The sequence below is a fragment of the Clostridium sp. AM43-3BH genome (assembly GCF_003479985.1).
In the GTDB taxonomy this organism is placed as follows: Bacteria; Bacillota; Clostridia; order Lachnospirales; family Lachnospiraceae; genus Otoolea; species Otoolea fessa.
Map to the genome: position 1 here is coordinate 24,018 of NZ_QUIH01000010.1, position 18,172 is coordinate 42,189.

Below are 18,172 nucleotides of genomic sequence, written 5' to 3' on the forward strand. Positions count from 1 at the left end.
TTCAAGATTGGAGGGTTGGAAATGGCTTCAAGTAAAGATTATTTACAATTTGTTTTAGAACAATTATCAGAATTACAAGAAATAACATATCGTGCAATGATGGGAGAATTTATTATTTATTATCGTGGAAAAATCGTTGGCGGTATATATGATGATAGGTTACTTGTAAAACCAACAAAGTCTGCAATTTCTTATATGCCGACAGTTACTTATGAAATTCCATACGAAAACGCCAAAGAAATGTTATTGGTGGAAGAAGTTGATAATAAAGATTTTCTGACGGGGTTATTTGATGTGATGTATGATGAACTACCAACGCCAAAACCTAAAAAGAAAAAATAAACAGCTTCTAGTTTACAATTTCATATCCATATACACAAAGCAGTTAGTTTTAGGATTGACTGCTTTTTAAAAAGACACCATTTAGGTGTAATGATGTCTTTTGGGTGTTATTTTATAGGTCATATCAAGGCTCATTCAATCGTGGTAAATTCGTGGTAAAATGAGTTTTTTCTATACTTCAAAATACTTGAAAGTATAGTGTTTATGCGGATAATCGAAAATTAGATATAAAATTTCCTATAAATAATAGTAATTACTTTACTTCAACTAATTCGATCTTGAAGTTCAGCTCCTTACCAGCCATCTCATGATTGGCGTCAAACGTGATATTTACCTCATCCTTTGCGATAACCTTTACCGGGAACGGCTGTCCCATCTGGTTGGTTAAGTAAACCTGCTGACCTACCTGCAGTTCCTCGGAACCCGGCAGTTTGGCAATCTCAAGCTCCAGAATTGCGTTCGGATCCGGCATGCCGTAAGCTTCCTCCGGTATCAGGTGGATCTCCTTTACCTCGCCGACTTCCATATCAGCGACAGCGGCGTCGAAGCCCTTGATCATCTGACCGGCGCCGCAGACAAACTCCAGCGGTTCGCCGCGATCGTAGGAAGAATCGAACTGTGTGCCATCGTTAAAAGTACCTCTGTAATGTGTGCGGCAGGTTTTGCCGACGTTGCGTCCTGTGATTTCAGACATTTTAAAATCCTCCAAATGATATTGATATGCGGTAATGGACAATCTTCCTCAAACGGACAATTTCCAGTGATTTCAGATGCATATTTATCAGTATACTAGAAAACAAGGCGAATGGAAAGAGAAAAGTTGTCTCTCCGGTACCGATATTGTCGTTTTTTTGCAACGAGGATGGGGCAAGTTGGAAGCAGAGAAGATCAGTTCTCCCATCGAATCTGCTCCCCCTGTACCAGCGGAAATCTTGAAAGAGTCTCCCCGTCCAGGTTCTCCCGGTTCATATCCACTGCCGTGATCTGATGGTTTTCATATGTCGTGTAGTAGTAAATCCCCTTATCCGCGTTGCAGCAGGAGGTGTAGAGTGTGATTTCATATTTTCCATCGGAGACCTCGCAGCATCCGCGCTGCTGGTCAACCGAACCTAGGATATGGAAAAACTGGCTGACACTTTCTAGTTCGGATGCGCCGGAGCGGGCATTTGATTTTGTAAAAGCGACCCGTGCAAACCGGGAAGCGGAGGAGAGGTCTCCCGGAAGTCCGAGAGCGCCCATGCCGCGGCTGTAGGTTGTAAGCGGCAGATCGGCAGAAAATGTATTCTGCGGCTGCTTCGGGGACAGGTTCATGTAATTGTTGAGGGAGAACAGCTGCTGCGGGAACGGCGGATTGTTTGTCAGGACACCCACCGGATTGTCGTAGATATGCAGTCCGTCCGCCATCGGCTCGATGACGATGCATTCATTTTTATCGGCAAGAATCCAGTGAAGCTGCGCCGGGACAAACTGCTCGTTGAATGGAGTGTCGGTCAGTACCATCTGGGCGAGGCGGACGCGAGCCTCTTTCACGGACGCGCACTGGCTGAGAATCCAGGGGATGAACTCAAACTGTGCGATGTTGTCATGATCCTCCTGCGGCTTCTGGTAGGAGGCATTGCCGACGAAATTTAGTCCCGCCATGCAAAGCCCCTTCTCATTAAAAGCATCATAATAAAGCGGATAATCCCCCGCCACATGTGCCATGCCGATGATGGCATAGTGGGTCGAAACCGCGCTTGCGTGGCGGAAAGTAAGTGGATAGTTGCGAGGTGTGACGGTTACTTCGTCCCCGTAAGAAAATTCATAATCTAAGGTTCGGCCGAAGTAGAAATCGGCAGTTTTGTAAATTGCAGCTGTACACATGGTCATTTCTCCTTTTTCTGTTTCAAAGTGTGTGGGGCAGATTGCGCCGGCCTATTTGTTGCATACTCTATATTCAACTGTATTACTGTAAAAGTGAAAGTGAATCTTGCTGTTTTTTAGTATATTTAGTATATCAAATTTTTGAGAAAAATATAGAAAAATTAAAAGTAAAATTAATCCGCTTCACAGATGTTTTGTCCGGGTATATAATAAGGGATAAAAACAGATAGAAATGATAGGCATATAAATTTTTCACAGGAGGATTCACTCATGACTGATACAGATAGAATCCAGATAAACGAAGCCCGCATCCGCGCTGAATTTGATGAGCTGGCGCGGATCGACTCAGAAAGTTTCGGGGAACGCGAGATGGCGGATCGCTTGAAGGAAAAGCTCGCAGAGCTGGGAATCCAGGCAAAGGAAGATGACACAGCCGAGAAAATCGGAGGCAATGCGGGAAATCTGTTTGGAACGTTAAAGGGCGGGATGTCTGGCACGCCGATCCTGCTGTCCGGGCATATGGACACGGTCGCGCCGGGAATCGGAAAGAAGCCGGTTTTTCATGAGGACGGAACCATCACTTCGGATGGAACCACCGTGCTTGGCGCGGACGATCTAACCGGGGTAATCGCCATCTTAGAAGGCATCCGTGCCGTGCAGGAGGCAGAAATCCCGCACCGGGATATCGAGATCCTCTTTGCGGCGGCGGAAGAGCCGTTTACAAGAGGAAGCTCGGAGTTCGATTTCAGCCAGATGAAAGCGAAGGAATCTTACGTTTTGGATGTAACTGGACCAGTCGGGACAGCGATCCTGCAGGCACCGACGATCCTTTCCTTTGAGGCGGCAGTCAAAGGGCGTGCAGCACACGCCGGATTCGAGCCGGAGAAAGGCATCCACGCGATTCAGACGGCGGCCCGCGCGATTGCCGCATTAAAGCTGGGGCACGTGGATGAGGAAACAACCCTGAATGTGGGCTTGATTTCGGGCGGTTCGGTTGTGAATGCCGTGCCGGAACTCTGCACCTGCCGGGGCGAGATCCGCAGCTACAGCCATGAAAAGGCAATGGAGACCCTGGAAGATGTCCGTGCGGTGTTTGAAACCGCTGTCAAAGAGGCGGGGGCAGAGCTTTCCTTCACACACCGCCTCCATGTCAAAGCCTTCCATCTGGAACCGGACGCGCCGGTGGCAGTTCATTTTGCCGAGGCCTGCCGCACCCTGGGAATCGAGCCGAAATTCGGCAGCACCTTCGGCGGCAGCGACGGAAACACGATGATGCAGCACGGAATCCCGTGCGCGGTACTTTCCTGCGGTATGTACGATGTTCATTCCGTGCGGGAGTACGCGAAAGTAGGGGACATTGTGAATGGGGCGAGATTGATCGCGGAACTGATTACGCAGGGGCAAGAAGCGAGTATAGAGTAAAACTGAAAAATGTTGACATAGCCGAACGGCTTTATTATTTCACCAAAACAATTATATAGCCGTTCGAACAAAAAATAGGGTGATTTGGAATGAAAATAACATCGACAAGCGCTGAATGAAATGTCCATCCAGCTTATGGAAGAAGGATATCCAAAGGCAAGGGATATTCGAGAGCAGATATTAAAAGAGGGCGGATATTCTCATTTATAAAAGTACCTTTCCATTTTGGTAGAGTTATTTTTGTAACTATTTTGTAAGAAAAGTAAGAAAATGTCTATATATTTTGGAACATAAATCTGATATTATTAGAATAAATAAGAGACATGTCTGGTTTTGCAAAAATAAAGAGAGGTTGCTGTTTTGTGAGATTTCAGCCCTGTCAGGATAGTGAATCTAGAGGTGATCGATATGAAGAAAAAATTCTGGCTGATATTATACCATTTAGGCGGTTCGGTGGTACTTTTATTGTTACTGTACACGTCTCTTCAAGGCTTGACAACGGTGACCTTATGTTTAGCGATACCGGTATTGGCAGCAAGTATTATAGAGGCAAAATTTGAACGGAAATTTTTACGAGAGAATCCGGAAATCAAAAAGGATACAACCTATCGGATCGCAAAAACACTCGAATATCTTTGTGGTCTTATTTTGGTGGTAGGAGTATGGCCTCGTCATTAGAACATTTTTGCTTAATAAAAGACTCTGTTACACTTGGATTGAATCGAGAGGTGATCAATATGAAGAAAAAATTCTGGCTGACATTATACAATATAGGCGTCTCTATTTTATTCTTACTGTCATTGTACAGTTATGCAAAAGGCATGGCAGGCTTTTCTTTATTTTTAGCGCTGGCAGTTTTTGGAGAAATTGCGGCAAGGGCTTTTATTGAATGCAAATACTTGCAGGAGAGTCCAGAGATAAAAGAGGATACAGCTTATCGAATCACGAAAGTATTGCGATTGCTTTGTGAAATTATCTTGATCATAGGAGTATGGCGGATTCGTTTTAAATAGCCACATTCTAAAAATAACACTTATGATATATTCCATATTCAATGAAAGAGGAGGCATCCGTCCATCAACCTCGGTTGCTTCCTCTTTCTCTATCTATTTCAATCAAAATCTATTTCATCATATCGCGTAAAACCGTCAATATCTCCATCGCCGCTGCTTCCTTGCTCATCTGCTCCAGATGGCGGGTCTGCTGCTTATCGATCAGCGTGATGACGTTTGTATCGGTGCCAAATCCGGCACCGGCTACCTTTAAGTTGTTGGCAGCGATCAGATCCAGGTTTTTGCGCTCCAGCTTGCCGCGGGCGCGTTCCTCGAGCTGGGAGGTCTCCATCGCGAAACCGCAGAGCAGCTGTCCCGGACGTTTGTGTGCGCCAAGGTAACTTAAGGTGTCCTCGGTGCGCTCCAGCGCCAGGCTCAAATCGCCGTCGGATTTCTTGACCTTTTCATCAGAAACGACTGCCGGACGGTAGTCAGCGACGGCTGCCGCCTTGATGATGATGTCCTGTTCCCCGCTCCGGGAGGTAACTGCCTCAAAGAGGTCGTGCGCGCTCTTAATGTGGATAGTATTGACAAACGGAGGTGGAGTCAGCGAGGTTTGGCCGGTGACGAGTGTCACATCGGCGCCGCGCAGCATCGCCATCCGTGCCAGGGCGTATCCCATTTTTCCGGTCGAATGGTTCGTGAGGTAGCGCACCGGATCGACAGCTTCCTGGGTCGGACCGGCGGTCACAAGGATCTTCTTTCCGGCGAGATCCTTCGGGTAGGCGATGGCGCGGAGAATATATTCCATAATCAGCCACTCATCCGGGAATTTGCCCTTTCCGGAATCACCGCAGGCGAGCAGACCGCTTGCTGGTTCGATGATGGTAAAGCCGTAGTGCTCTAACAGGCGCAGGTTGTCCTGTGTGATCGGATTCTCATACATCCGTGTGTTCATCGCCGGAGCAATGATGCGCGGGCACTGGCAGGCCAAGAGCGTGGTCGTCAGCATATCATCAGCGAGCCCGTGTGCCAGCTTGGCGCAGACATTGGCAGTCGTCGGGGCGATGATCGCGAGGTCGGCCTTCTTTGCCAGTTCCACGTGCTCTACTTCAAATTTAAAATTCCGGTCAAAGGTGTCGGTCAGGCACTTATTGACCGTCAGGGTTTCGAAGGTCAGCGGTGTGATAAACTCCATCGCATTTTTTGTCATGATGACATGCACATCGGCGTGCTGTTTCTTCAAAAGGCTGGCAAGGTTTGCCGCCTTGTATGCGGCGATTCCGCCGGTTACTCCCAAAATAATCGTTTTTCCGGTTAACATAATACATATCCTTTCGGTTTGCACTCTGGTTTTCTGGACCATTTTCGAACAGCATAGCATCTGGAGGAAAAATTGTAAACCTTTTTTGGCTTCCGTGCTCTACTGGGGTCTTTGGTAAGCGCACATAACAGGAGAGGAAAGAAACATGTATTTTGTGAAAAGACAATAAAAAACAGCACATATTCTGGTAGAATTGTTGGTTGTATGTTGAAAAGTGATGTGATATAGTGTGGAGGTGTCTGCTGGCTGACCTGGTTTTCACTGGATGTGAACAGGGACAGGCGGCAGCAGTTGTATTGTATCCCATAGAAAACAGGCACCGAACGTGCTGGCAGCAAATCTGCGGAAAGCGGCAGAAGAAAAAAACTTCTGCCGGAATGTGCATATCTGCATACGGATCTGTATCTGAGATGGAGAATCATACCGGAAGAGACGGGGGATTAAAATGCCCTGGCTCGCGGCTTTTCTGGATGGTATCGCCGGAAAGAACGGAATTTGTACGGATTTTAAGCACATGATGTTGGGGTCAAAAGCTTTTGACCCCTCTGATACCGAATTGCTCTGCACTGCGTGCTCCCGCAATTCTCAAAAACATTCGCAATTCGCTCATTTTTCTTTGAAAAATGGCTACTTACTCATGTTTTTGGCGGGTCCCAAGGTCAAAAATTCTCCTGCAAGCAAGCTTGCGTCGAACTTCTGACCTTTTGACCCTGGTATCATGCACATGATATTGGTGCAGGTGAGCGGCAGTCTGGTGAACAAAAGGTGCAGCAGGTTTTCAAATCGGGAATAATAACAAGGAGGAAAATTTCATGAACACAACAAACAACACATCTAAACTTGTCATCTTAGGTCTTATGACCGGCATTCTTCTGCTGATGGCGTACACTCCCCTCGGATATCTGAATATTGGGCCGCTGGCGATTACATTTAATGTGATTCCGGTTGCGATCGCGGCGATCACGCTGGGACCGGCAGGCGGCGCAGCGATCGGTGCAGTTTTCGGCATGACCAGCTTTTTACAGTGCATCGGCATCGGCGGCAGCAGTGCGATGGGCGCGATGCTTTTCAGCATTAACCCGTTTCTGGCATTTGTGCAGAGATTCGTTCCACGTATGCTGGATGGTCTTCTGTTAGGCTACATTTTCCAGTTTGTACGCCGCAGAACCGATGCGTACATGGCAAGTCTGGTAACCGGATTCTGTTCCGCGTTTTTAAATACAGTTTTCTTTATGACGGCTTTAGTCGTTCTGTTTGGCAATACCGAATATATGCAGGGGCTGATCGGCGGAAAAAATATCATCCTGTTCGTATGCGGTTTCGTAGGAATCAATGCAGTATGCGAGATGGTATCGTCCACAATCATCACCGGTGCAGTCGGCGCAGCGCTTTACCGGGCAAAATTTGTACCGGCTCTGGAAAAAAGCAGGGGGTAAGACAGTATGATTTTGGCATTGGATATCGGAAATACGAATGTGGTTCTCGGTTGTATTGCGGATGGGGAAATTCTCTTTACCGAGCGGATGGCGACAGACAGCGGGAAAACAGAGCTTGACTATGCGATTTCCCTGAAAATGGTGCTGGAGCTGCGGGAAATCAAGGTAAGTGAGATCACCGGCGCGATCATCGGTTCGGTAGTGCCGCCGGTTACATCCCTGATGCGGGAGGCGATCCGCAAGGTGACGGGGCAGGAAGCTCTGGTCGTCAATGTGGATATGAATATCGGTCTGGAAGTGCTGATGGACAATCCGTCCTCCGTCGGTACCGATCTGATCGTCGGTGCCGTCGCGGGAATCAACCGGTATCCGGTGCCGCTCATTCTGATCGATATGGGAACGGCAACCACCATTTGTGTGGTGAATGAGAACAAGCAGTACATCGGCGGCATGATTCTGCCGGGAATAGGTGTATCGATGAATTCTCTGACCAGCCGGACCGCCCAGCTTCCGCGCATCAGCCTTGACCCGCCAAAGCGCCTGATCGGCAAGAATACGGTTGAATGTATGCAGAGCGGCGCGCTCTATGGCAATGCGTCCTGCATCGACGGTATGGTAGACCGGATTGAAGAGGAACTCGGCCAGAAAGCCACCGTTGTAGCCACCGGCGGTCTTGCCAGAAAAATCATTCCGCTGTGTCGGCATCAGATAGAATTAGATGATGAATTGTTATTGCGGGGGTTGTGGATTATCTATAAGAAGAATAAATAAGATAAAAGCGGCTGGAAAAAATCTAGCCGCTTTTAAAATGCAATTAAAAAAGATGCAGAAGCACAAATATAGTGCGAGTGATTAATTTCTGTGTTATACTGATACAGCTACCACCCCTAGACAGGTGCGAAAAGGGGGTGTACTGTGTGGGAGGAATACTGTCATTCGTGCTCTCTGTGATAGCCAGCATTGTGGCTTACTATATTTGTAAGTGGCTGGATGGAGATGAGTAGGTAGCAAAGGTTTAAGCCTCCTTTTCAAAAAAGGCGAGCCCCCGGTGTCAGCACACACCGGGGGCTTTTTGTGTACTCTGTGAGTACTGTCATTCGTTTGCCTATTGGCATTATAGCATATGGAAAAATTGATTTCAATATGCATATAATATAATTTTAATAGGTAATCTCCCGTCCTTCTTTTCTCCACTCCCTAAACTGTGCCGCTGCGGAAAGCAGAAGATCGCAGGAAGAGTTGAGTGCTGTCTCGACCGAATCCTGTACTACACCGATGATAAATCCAACACCGATGACCTGCATGGCCACGTCGCTGGAGATGCCAAACAAGGAGCAGGCAAGCGGAATTAAAAGCAGGGAACCACCGGCAACACCGGATGCGCCGCAGGCGGAAAGTGCCGACAGGACGCTTAAAATGATGGCGGTCGGAATATCCACCGGAATTCCTAGCGTATTGGCTGCCGCCAGCGTCATGACGGTGATGGTAACAGCCGCACCGTTCATATTGATGGTCGCACCGAGCGGGATGGTAACAGAGTAGGTATTTTTGTCCAGTCCCATTTCCTCGCAGACTTCCATGTTGATCGGGATATTTGCCGCCGAGCTCCGGGTAAAGAAGGCGGTGACCGCGCTTCGTTTCAGACACTTGAAAATCAGCGGGAACGGGTTTTGGCGGATGCACCAGTATACGAGAATCGGGTTGGTCACGAAGTAGATAAACAGCATCGAGCCAACCAGCACGGCGAGAAGCCGTCCATATTCGGTAAATACCTGTAAACCGTTGGTGGATACAGTGTCAAACACAAGTCCGAGAATACCGAACGGGGCAAAGTTGATGATCCAGGTAACAACCTTGGACAGTGCCACCGCAAAATTGTCCATAATTTCTTTCGTGCGTTCGCTGGCGCCGCGCATCGCCACGCCGAAGAGAACCGCCCACGCCAGGATACCGATGTAGTTTGCCTCTGCGATGGAGGTGATCGGGTTCTTTACGACATTTAATAAAAGTGTCTGCAGGACTTCTGCGATTCCCTGCGGGGCAGAGGTTTCTTCTGCAGCCTGTGCAAGTGTCAGGGTGATCGGGAACAGTTTACTTGCGACGACCGCGATCACAGCGCCGAGCAGTGTGTTGAACAGGTAAAGGCAGACAACGGTGCGGATGATGCCGCCGTGGCTCTGCTTTGCCTGGCAGAGGGAACTGATAACAAGGAAAAATACGAGCAGGGGCGCGATGCCCTTTAATGCGTTGACAAATAGATTTCCAAGGATTGAGAGTCCGACTGCCTGCGGAATCATCATTCCCAGAACAGCGCCGAGAATCATGCCGCCCAGAATTCGTTTAGGCAGGCTGATGGCTGTCCAGCGTTCATAGAGTGCTTTCATAAAATACATACTTCCTTTGTGATGATGAAATGGGGTTGACGAGTGTCGGGGAGCTGAGTCAAATGTGCAAATGCAATATCTCCCGAATGATTCAACTGTCTGTGCAGCATCCGGCACAAAATCATGTAGATTCTATTATACAGGAGATAGAAAGAAAGGGAAAGTGCTTTTTTATGGCAGAGTGATAGAGAAATAGAGAAAAAATTTTTGCCCGTGTTCCGTGTGGCCAGTGGCAGAACTTGCAGTGGCGATAAGCGAAAAGAAAACTTGTATTTCTATCTGCTCTATGTTATACTCATACCCGTTGCAAAGCCCGCAAAAACAAGGTCTTACAGGGCTGCCGCCGATTTCCGGCGTAAAATGAATCGAGTGTTCGTGACCTTCCACTCGTAAAACAAAACTAAAGGAGAATTGAATATGAAAGAAAACAACCTGAAAAACACGTATTTTCTGGCGTATGGCGCGGCGATCGCGGCCATCTACGTAGCGCTGACGATGGCATTCCAGCCGATCAGCTTCGGACCGGTGCAGTTCCGTATTTCGGAAGCACTCTGTATCCTGCCGTTCTTTACCCCGGCAGCGATTCCGGGACTCTTTGTCGGATGCTTTTTATCCAATCTGTTCTGCGGGGCAGCCGGACTGGATATCGTATTCGGAAGCCTGGCAACCCTGATCGGGGCAGTCGGCTCCTATGCGCTTCGCAGAAGCAAGGTTTTAGTATGTGTACCGCCGATCCTGGCCAACACGATCATTGTACCGTGGGTGCTCCGGTTTGCATACGGCTCTGAGGATCTGATTCCGTTCATGATGCTGACCGTCGGGATCGGCGAGGTGCTGGCAATCGGCGTGCTGGGAAGCATTCTTCTGGCGGCGTTAAACCGTTATAAAACCATGCTGTTCGGCAAGTGTCTGGCAACGGGACGCTAAGAAAAAGACATAACTTAAATGATATAAAAGATGCATGTTACAGACGGATCGCAGTGCGATGGCTGGCGTGTATCTTTTATTTTTTTTTGCCTTATATTGACAATTTCATGTAAAAGAAGTTAAATTAAAAGGACGTGAAAACACAATGCCTCGCGGTTCCATATCGTTTTTCTATGGCGTCTGCGAAAACAAAAACCGCCTGCGGCGGGGAAGGAATGCACAAATATGAGTGAGAATGTATATCAGATTGATTTTAATAAACCAGAATCCGTCCATTTCATCGGAATCGGCGGTATCAGCATGAGCGGACTGGCAGAGATTTTGATGGACGAGGGATTCACTGTGTCCGGCTCGGACGCACACCGTTCGGAGCTGACCGATAACCTGGAGGCGCGCGGCGCGAAGGTATATATCGGACAGAAAGCGGAGAATATCCAGGATGGTATCGATGTGGTAGTCTACACGGCGGCGATTCACCCGGATAACCCGGAATTTCAGGAAGTAAAACGGCGCGGTATCCCGATGCTGACCCGTGCGGAACTCTTGGGCGAGATGATGCGGAACTATAAAAATGCGATCGCGATTGCCGGAACACACGGCAAAACGACAACCACTTCGATGGTGACGGAGATTTTCTTGCAGGCGAAAAATGACCCGACGATCTCGGTCGGCGGCATCCTTCCGGCGATCGGCGGCAACATCCGCGTCGGCGGACCGGAATTTTTCGTGACGGAGGCGTGTGAGTATACCAACAGCTTCCTATCCTTCTACCCGACGATGGCGGTCATTCTTAATATAGAAGAAGACCATCTCGATTTCTTCAAGGATCTAGCGGATATCCGTCATTCCTTCAAGCTGTTTGCCGAGCGCGTACCGGCTCAGGGCGCGATTGTCATCAACGGCGATATCGAGAACTATCAGGAGATCATAGAAGCGGCAAAAGGCAAGGTTATTACTTTTGGTCACAGCCGCGGCAACGATTACAGTGCCGGTGATATCCAGTATGACGATTACGCGCATCCGTCCTTCGATCTTTATATCGGCGGTGAGAAGAAAGAGCGCCTGACGCTCGGTGTGGCAGGTGAGCACAATGTATACAATGCGCTGGCAGCCATCGCTGTTTCCCTGGAAAATGGCATCTCCATGGACGCCATCCGCGTGGGACTGGCACATTTTACCGGAACCAACCGCCGGTTCGAAAAGAAGGGTGAGGTAAATGGATTTACCATCATCGACGACTACGCCCATCATCCGCATGAGATCGAGGCTACCTTAAAGACGGCGCAGAACTATCCACACAAGACACTCTGGTGCATCTTCCAGCCGCACACCTACACGCGGACGAAGGCATTTCTACCGCAGTTTGCCGAGGCGCTCTCACTGGCAGATAAAGTCATTCTGGCGGATATCTACGCGGCGCGCGAGACGGACACGCTCGGCATCAGCTCAGAGGATATCGTGAAACTTCTAAAAGAAAAAGGAAAAGAAGCATGGTATCTGCCGACGTTCGATGAAATAGAAAAATTTGTCATGGAACATTGTACACAGGGCGACCTGTTGATAACCATGGGCGCCGGAGACGTTGTAAATGTAGGGGAAAACCTCCTTGCGAAATAGATGCACTCCGAGTGTACCTATAGTTATCCACATTATCCACATAGTTTTCAACATATTATGTAAAGGAACTATGTGGATTTTTTGCGCCTAAATGCGGAAATGGGGAAATGCCGAAAATGTTGATAAAATAAGGATTTTGTCGGAGGAAAGGTTATTTTTTGAGGATTTTTGAAGGCTTTTTCCACATTATCCACATTATCCACAATCAAAATAGTGGAAAAATTGGTCTAAAAGTGTCGGCCGCGAACCATAATTAGGAGTATTTCTTTTTAAAAAAAGGTATGTTATGATAGGAACAGACGCAGTGAGCCTGTGATAAATGGATGAAAACTGTCTTGTCCGGAGCAAAATTGTGGAAAAGTCCGGAAACAAAATCAAAACGGTGTAAAAGTAAGAAAACAGGAAGATTTGGATGGAACAAATAGAGAATATTTCAAAATAAAAGTAAAATACAGCAGTTTGAATCCTTCACACAGCCGCAGGCTGCTGATAGATAAATGGTAACAGGAAATGTGAGGACACAGAATGGCTAAGAGGGAAGTTAGAAGATGGGAATAGGACTCAAAAACCGGCTGGCGGTGGGCGCAACGCCGGTTCCGGACGTATTTATTGATACATATATGGCGGGAGCCAGTGGAGAATATGTGAAGGTATATCTGTACCTGCTCCGCCACCAGCAGGAGGAAGTCTCGATCGGACAGATCGCGGACGCGCTCAACCACACGGAGGCGGACGTGCAGCGCGCGCTGGCATACTGGCAGAGAGCCGGGGTGCTGGGAACGGAAGTCGGTGAAGAGGCACAGCGATCGTTTCAGGAGATGCCGGGACAGCAAATTTCACCGGTTTTTGCTTCAATGGAATCCCTGGCAGGTGCTGGTTCCTTTGCGCCATCTGCAAAAACTGCCGCGCGGGAAGCCGCAGCCTGCGATATGTCACGCCTGACCTCGGATGAGTCGTTTAAGCAGCTCATTTATATTGCCCAGCAGTATTTAAACAAGCTGCTCACACCGACGGACTGCCAGATTCTTGGAAATCTCTATTCGAATCTGGGATTTTCCGGGGAATTGCTGGAATACCTGATTGAGTACTGCGTGCAGAACCACCACACCAGCCTGCGCTATATGGAAAAGGTGGCGCTCGGCTGGCATAAGCGCGGCATCAAGGATGTGGAACAGGCGAAAGCGAGCGGCAGAGGCTACACGAAGGGTTCATTCGCGGTTATGCGGGCGATGGGGCTTTCGGACCGGAGCCCGGCGGAGGTCGAGAGTGAATTTATCGAAAAATGGTTCTGGGAGTACGGTTTCACGCGCGAGCTGATCGTCGAGGCGTGCAGCCGCACGATCCGGCAGATACATAAACCGTCGTTTGACTATGCAGACAAGATCCTGCGGGATTGGAAAAATGCCGGGGTCAAGAGCTTCCGGGATGTGTCAGAGCTAGATAAAAAACGGAAGGAAGAAGGCGGGGCGAAGCGCCGGCAGGCGTCTGCAGGCAGCAGCCGTTCTTCCAACCGGTTCCACAATCTGGAGGAACACGGATATGATTACGACGAGATGGTATGGAGCATGATAAACGGAGCGCAGAAGACAGGAGGGGACGATGGCACTCAGTAATTCGCAGTATGAATCGATCATGCGTGTTTATAACCGGACACAGCTTCAGAAGAAACATGAGCTGGACGCGCGGGTTGACGAGGTCTATGAGAAAATACCGGCGGTCCGGGAGATGAACGACGCGATCGCCGCCGCGGCGGTCAAGAGCGCGAAAGAGCTTCTGGCGGGCGATGCGGACGCGGTGAAACGTTTGCGAGGGACAATCGCAGACCTGAAAGAGCAGCGCCAGGTGCTGATGAGCGCCTACGGCTATCCGGCGGACTATCTGGAGATGCAGTATAATTGTCCGGACTGTAAGGACACCGGGTACAAAGACGGCATAAAATGCCACTGTTTCCGTCAGCGGGAGATCGATCTGTTATACGCCCAGTCGAATATCCGGGAAGTGCTGGAGCGGGAGAATTTTTCTCATTTTTCCTATGATTATTTTGATGACACGAAGATCGATCCGCGTAGCGGCAAGACTGCCCGCGCGTATATGGAGCAGGTGACGGCGTTCTGCCACCGCTATGTGGACGGATTTAAAGAAGAAAAGGGAAATATCTTATTTACCGGAAAAACGGGGCTTGGAAAGACGTTTTTAAGCAACTGCATCGCGAAAGAGCTGATTGAGCGCTGTTTCAGCGTCGTGTATCTCCCAGCGGTGGAGATGTATGAGATATTTTCAAGGGACCGCTTCGCAAATGATGCGACCGATGAGGATCGCGACCGCTCCCAGTATTTATTAGAGTGCGATCTGCTGATCATCGACGATCTGGGGACGGAACTGGTGAATACGTTTACGACTTCCCAGCTCTTCTATGTGGTCAACGAGCGCTTAAACCGGAAGAAAGGCACGATCATTTCTACCAATCTGCCGGTCAATGAGATGCGCGACGAGTTTACCGATCGCGTCATGTCACGGATCATAAGCCAGTATCAGATCATTCCGCTCTACGGCGAGGATATCCGGATACGAAAAAAGCTGGAAAACCGGTAATGGGTTGACTTATAAGGGACATAATGATATAAAAGAGACGTTAGAATGCGCTAACATATGCAAAAAAAGCGAATTAACAGAGAGTAAACAGGCTGGAGGAAAATGGAAAATGCTGTACGAAGAGAAAATCATTGAGACGATACCGGTAGGTCCGCTGGGACTGATTCCATTAAAGGGATGTGAGGAACTGGTAGGCAAGGTAGACAAATATCTGGTGGACTGGAGAAATGAGCGCGAGAGCGAGCACAAGACGTCGATCGCATTTTCAGGTTATCAGAGAGACTCCTACATCATCGGGGCAAACACACCGAGATTTGGTTCCGGCGAGGCAAAGGGCGAGATCAAGGCGTCGGTGCGCGGCGATGATCTGTATCTGATCGTGGATGTCTGCAACTACAGCCAGACATATTCTCTGTGCGGCATGGTAAACCATATGTCCCCGGATGATCATTATCAGGATCTGAAACGTGTCATTGCGGCAGCAGGCGGAAAGGCACGCCGTATCAACGTAATCATGCCGTTCCTGTATGAGAGCCGCCAGCATAAGCGCTCCGGCCGTGAGTCCTTAGACTGCGCGCTGGCACTGGAAGAGCTGGTAGATATGGGCGTTGAGAATATCATTACCTTTGATGCACACGATCCGCGTGTCCAGAACGCAATTCCGCTCAAGGGTTTTGAGACCGTTCAGCCGATTTACCAGTTTATCAAATATCTGCTGAAAAATGAGAAAGAGCTGGAGATCGACAGCGATCACATGATGGTCATCAGCCCGGATGAGGGCGGTATGTCCCGCGCTGTCTTCTTCTCCAACGTGCTGGGACTCGACATGGGTATGTTCTACAAACGCCGCGATTACACCAGGATCGTCAACGGACGCAACCCGATCGTTGCCCATGAGTTCTTGGGATCCAGCGTAGAGGGCAAGGATGTCCTGATCATCGATGATATGATCTCCTCTGGCGAGAGCATGTTAGATGTAGCGAAGGAATTAAAGAGCCGCAAGGCGAGAAAGGTATTCGTATGTGCGACCTTCGGTCTGTTTACCAACGGACTGCAGAAGTTTGACGAGTACTATGAGAACGGTCTGATCGACCGCGTCCTGACCACCAACCTGGTATACCAGACACCGGAGCTTCTCTCCAGACCGTACTATATCAGCGTCGATATGAGCAAATACATCGCGCTCATCATCGATAACCTGAACCACGATGCCTCCTTAAGCGAGCTGTTAAATCCGACCGGACGTATCAATAAGCTGCTGGCGAAGTATCGGGCGGGAATACGGGACTAAAAATAGACCTTTAAAATAGAAACAAAAAGAACGTCATTTCCGGACCAATACATGTCAGAAAATGGCGTTCTTTTTAATGTCATAGGAAACAGGCAATGTCACGGTTATGTATGAAAAGAGTCCTACAACCGTACTTCATGCACCGCAGCTCCTTCTTCCTTCAGCACCCGCATCTCCCTCTCATGACAAGTAAATACAAGAATCTGCCCGGAATAGGCGGTTGGCAGCCATTTGAGGACGGTTCTCAGGCGCTCGTCGTCGTAGAGGACGAAGCTGTCGTCAAAGATGAGCGGCAGCCGGTCTGCATCGCCTTGGATAAAGTGGGCGGCGGCGAGGCGCAGCGCCAGATAGATCTGGTCGGCGGTGCCGCTGCTGACCTGTTCAAGCGGGATCAGCTTCCGGCGGGTGTTTAAAAACGCATTCAGGTTCTCATCGATGCTGATGCTGGAATAAATTCCGCCGGTAATTCCGGCGATCAGGTCGGACGCAGTCTTATTTAAGTACAGGCCGAAAGAATCCCGGATGGTGGTGGAAAGCTCTTTTAAGGTATCAAGCGCCAGATCCACGGAGGCGATCTCCTGATGGATGCGCTCATTTTCATTTAAAATGTGTTTGAGCGCCGCTGCCCGGTCTTTGCAGGCGGATAGGTGCTCCAGCTTTTTCTCTAACTCCCACTGGACGCGCTGTTGTTCCTCGATGACAAGGCTGCAGTCATTCTGCTTTGCCATCAGCGCCGAGATCTGTTCGGAACGTTTTACCAGTGAATCCTCCGAGTTTGTAACGGCGTGGCAGAGCGTGATGAAGCGGTCCAGCCGCTGGGACAAAAGCTTCATGGATTCATCCGAAATCTCGGATTCGCCCAGGTGGCGGCGCAAAATCTCCGATAAAACAGAGGCACTTTTCTCCGCCTCCTGCCTGCGGCGGCTCCGGTGCCGTGTGACGCAGATTCCCAGCATGAGAAGCACAAGAGCGGCGACGCCAAATATGAGGGCGGTGGGACCAGCTCCCAGCCACGGGGACGGAAGCGGGAAGAACGCCAGATATCCGCAGTATGCGGCGCAGATGGCGCAGATCGCCGCTGCGATAAAGAAAAACACCTGGAAAAACCGGGATCCCTTGCTGGAGGAAGACACCTGTGCATGCTGATAGTCCTGGTAGAGTGTTTCAGCCTGACTGCGGTACGCCTCGATGGACGCCTCATCCGTAAAGGAAAACTCATCCAGTACCTGACGGCTCTTCTGCAGCCGGTCGGATAAATCTTCTTTTTCTATTTTCTGATGTTCCAGTTCATTTCGAACCGAGTCACGTAGCTTTGAGTATTCCTGTAACTGATTCTCATATTTTGGCGAAGAAAGCTCGCGTTCCAGCGCGCGGATCTCGCTAAGAAGGGAGGTATAGTTGACCGAAGCCTCCGGGCTTAACTGGGATTCAAATTGTTTGCGCTGATTTTTCAGATAGGCGGTCGCCTTAGTGATATTGAGCGCCATATTGCCAGAGGTATTCATGTTAGCAATATAGTTTTTCAGTTCCGAAACCATACCTTCATCGGTCGCACTCTTTAACTGGCTGATGCTGATGGTGTTGTTGTACATGGTTTCACTCATGCTGCCCAAAATTTCCTGCAATACGGCGCGGCCGTCCGGTTCCTCGCGTCCGGTCGTCTCGTTGATGACGGTAAATTCCTTCTTGTTTTTCTGGAACGAGCGCTCGATCCGGTAAATGGTGCCGTCGTCGGATTCAAGCCGGAGCTGCCCCTCGTAGGTGCCGCTGTTTTCCCACGGCTCATATTTGCTGTAGATGTCGTTTCTGGCGGCGCGCCCCCTCTGACGCTCGATGCCGAAGAGCATGCCGCGGATAAAGGTGTGGATCGTGGATTTGCCGGCTTCATTTTTACCGTAAATGACGTTTAACCCGTCCTCAAAGGAGACGGCTGTGTCATGAAATTTTCCAAACCCACTGATATAAAGATCAAGAAAACGCAT

The 18,172-nt window shown here is 49.2% G+C and carries 17 protein-coding genes; 12 read left to right on the forward strand and 5 right to left on the reverse strand.

Features of this window, described 5'->3' with window-relative positions; all coding sequences use genetic code 11:
- The first annotated feature begins 21 nt into the window (after window positions 1-21).
- A complete protein-coding gene (locus DW931_RS14320; protein ID WP_004612621.1) occupies window positions 22-342 on the forward strand; it encodes a TfoX/Sxy family protein in 321 nt (106 codons plus the stop codon).
- A gap of 253 nt (window positions 343-595) precedes the next feature.
- Here DW931_RS14320 and DW931_RS14330 read toward each other — a convergent pair whose 3' ends face one another.
- Together DW931_RS14330 and bsh are read right to left on the reverse strand one after the other, a co-directional pair.
- Entirely contained in the window at window positions 596-1,036 is a 441-nt protein-coding gene (locus DW931_RS14330; RefSeq protein ID WP_118482226.1) for an FKBP-type peptidyl-prolyl cis-trans isomerase, read from the reverse strand.
- A 194-nt stretch (window positions 1,037-1,230) separates the two neighbouring features.
- Complete coding sequence (gene bsh, locus DW931_RS14335; RefSeq protein WP_118482227.1) at window positions 1,231-2,205, reverse strand: choloylglycine hydrolase; 975 nt, start codon at window positions 2,203-2,205, stop codon at window positions 1,231-1,233.
- A 270-nt stretch (window positions 2,206-2,475) separates the two neighbouring features.
- On the opposite strand from bsh, the gene DW931_RS14340 reads away from it, so the two are divergent.
- From DW931_RS14340 to DW931_RS14350, 3 genes are all read left to right on the forward strand, one after another.
- Entirely contained in the window at window positions 2,476-3,627 is a 1,152-nt protein-coding gene (locus DW931_RS14340; protein WP_118627001.1) for a M20/M25/M40 family metallo-hydrolase, read from the forward strand.
- 408 nt (window positions 3,628-4,035) lie between these two features.
- Complete coding sequence (locus DW931_RS14345; RefSeq protein ID WP_118482229.1) at window positions 4,036-4,305, forward strand: hypothetical protein; 270 nt, start codon at window positions 4,036-4,038, stop codon at window positions 4,303-4,305.
- Between the two features lie 59 nt (window positions 4,306-4,364).
- Window positions 4,365-4,640 (forward strand): hypothetical protein, encoded by a 276-nt coding sequence (locus DW931_RS14350; protein ID WP_022359589.1) that lies wholly within the window; start codon window positions 4,365-4,367, stop codon window positions 4,638-4,640.
- Between the two features lie 109 nt (window positions 4,641-4,749).
- Here the strand turns inward: DW931_RS14350 and coaBC are convergent, their stop codons facing one another.
- Window positions 4,750-5,943, reverse strand: coding sequence for a bifunctional phosphopantothenoylcysteine decarboxylase/phosphopantothenate--cysteine ligase CoaBC (gene coaBC / locus DW931_RS14355; protein ID WP_182429151.1), 1,194 nt, complete (start codon window positions 5,941-5,943; stop codon window positions 4,750-4,752).
- 445 nt (window positions 5,944-6,388) lie between these two features.
- On the opposite strand from coaBC, the gene DW931_RS14360 reads away from it, so the two are divergent.
- The 3 genes from DW931_RS14360 (at window position 6,389) to DW931_RS14370 (ending at window position 8,150) form a co-directional block, all read left to right on the forward strand.
- Window positions 6,389-6,643, forward strand: coding sequence for a hypothetical protein (locus DW931_RS14360; RefSeq protein ID WP_118482230.1), 255 nt, complete (start codon window positions 6,389-6,391; stop codon window positions 6,641-6,643).
- A 112-nt stretch (window positions 6,644-6,755) separates the two neighbouring features.
- Complete coding sequence (locus DW931_RS14365; RefSeq protein ID WP_107001715.1) at window positions 6,756-7,379, forward strand: ECF transporter S component; 624 nt, start codon at window positions 6,756-6,758, stop codon at window positions 7,377-7,379.
- A gap of 6 nt (window positions 7,380-7,385) precedes the next feature.
- On the forward strand, window positions 7,386-8,150 hold the full coding sequence (locus DW931_RS14370) for a type III pantothenate kinase (RefSeq protein WP_107001714.1): 765 nt from the start codon (window positions 7,386-7,388) through the stop codon (window positions 8,148-8,150).
- A gap of 389 nt (window positions 8,151-8,539) precedes the next feature.
- Here DW931_RS14370 and sstT read toward each other — a convergent pair whose 3' ends face one another.
- Window positions 8,540-9,763, reverse strand: a complete 1,224-nt coding sequence (gene sstT, locus DW931_RS14375) for a serine/threonine transporter SstT (RefSeq protein WP_118482231.1) — start codon at window positions 9,761-9,763, stop codon at window positions 8,540-8,542.
- 417 nt (window positions 9,764-10,180) lie between these two features.
- On the opposite strand from sstT, the gene DW931_RS14380 reads away from it, so the two are divergent.
- The 5 genes from DW931_RS14380 (at window position 10,181) to DW931_RS14400 (ending at window position 16,190) form a co-directional block, all read left to right on the forward strand.
- On the forward strand, window positions 10,181-10,690 hold the full coding sequence (locus DW931_RS14380) for a QueT transporter family protein (RefSeq protein ID WP_107001712.1): 510 nt from the start codon (window positions 10,181-10,183) through the stop codon (window positions 10,688-10,690).
- Window positions 10,691-10,915: 225 nt separating this feature from the next.
- Entirely contained in the window at window positions 10,916-12,307 is a 1,392-nt protein-coding gene (gene murC, locus DW931_RS14385; protein WP_118466999.1) for a UDP-N-acetylmuramate--L-alanine ligase, read from the forward strand.
- Window positions 12,308-12,855: 548 nt separating this feature from the next.
- Window positions 12,856-13,920, forward strand: coding sequence for a DnaD domain protein (locus DW931_RS14390; RefSeq protein ID WP_118482232.1), 1,065 nt, complete (start codon window positions 12,856-12,858; stop codon window positions 13,918-13,920).
- Window positions 13,907-14,899 carry an ATP-binding protein gene (locus tag DW931_RS14395; protein ID WP_118482233.1) on the forward strand — a complete coding sequence of 331 codons (993 nt, stop codon included), beginning with the start codon at window positions 13,907-13,909 and terminating at the stop codon, window positions 14,897-14,899. Before DW931_RS14390 ends, DW931_RS14395 begins: the two co-directional genes overlap by 14 nt.
- A gap of 109 nt (window positions 14,900-15,008) precedes the next feature.
- Window positions 15,009-16,190, forward strand: a complete 1,182-nt coding sequence (locus DW931_RS14400; RefSeq protein ID WP_022359580.1) for a ribose-phosphate pyrophosphokinase — start codon at window positions 15,009-15,011, stop codon at window positions 16,188-16,190.
- Window positions 16,191-16,312: 122 nt separating this feature from the next.
- Here the strand turns inward: DW931_RS14400 and DW931_RS14405 are convergent, their stop codons facing one another.
- A complete protein-coding gene (locus DW931_RS14405; RefSeq protein WP_118482234.1) occupies window positions 16,313-18,172 on the reverse strand; it encodes an AAA family ATPase in 1,860 nt (619 codons plus the stop codon).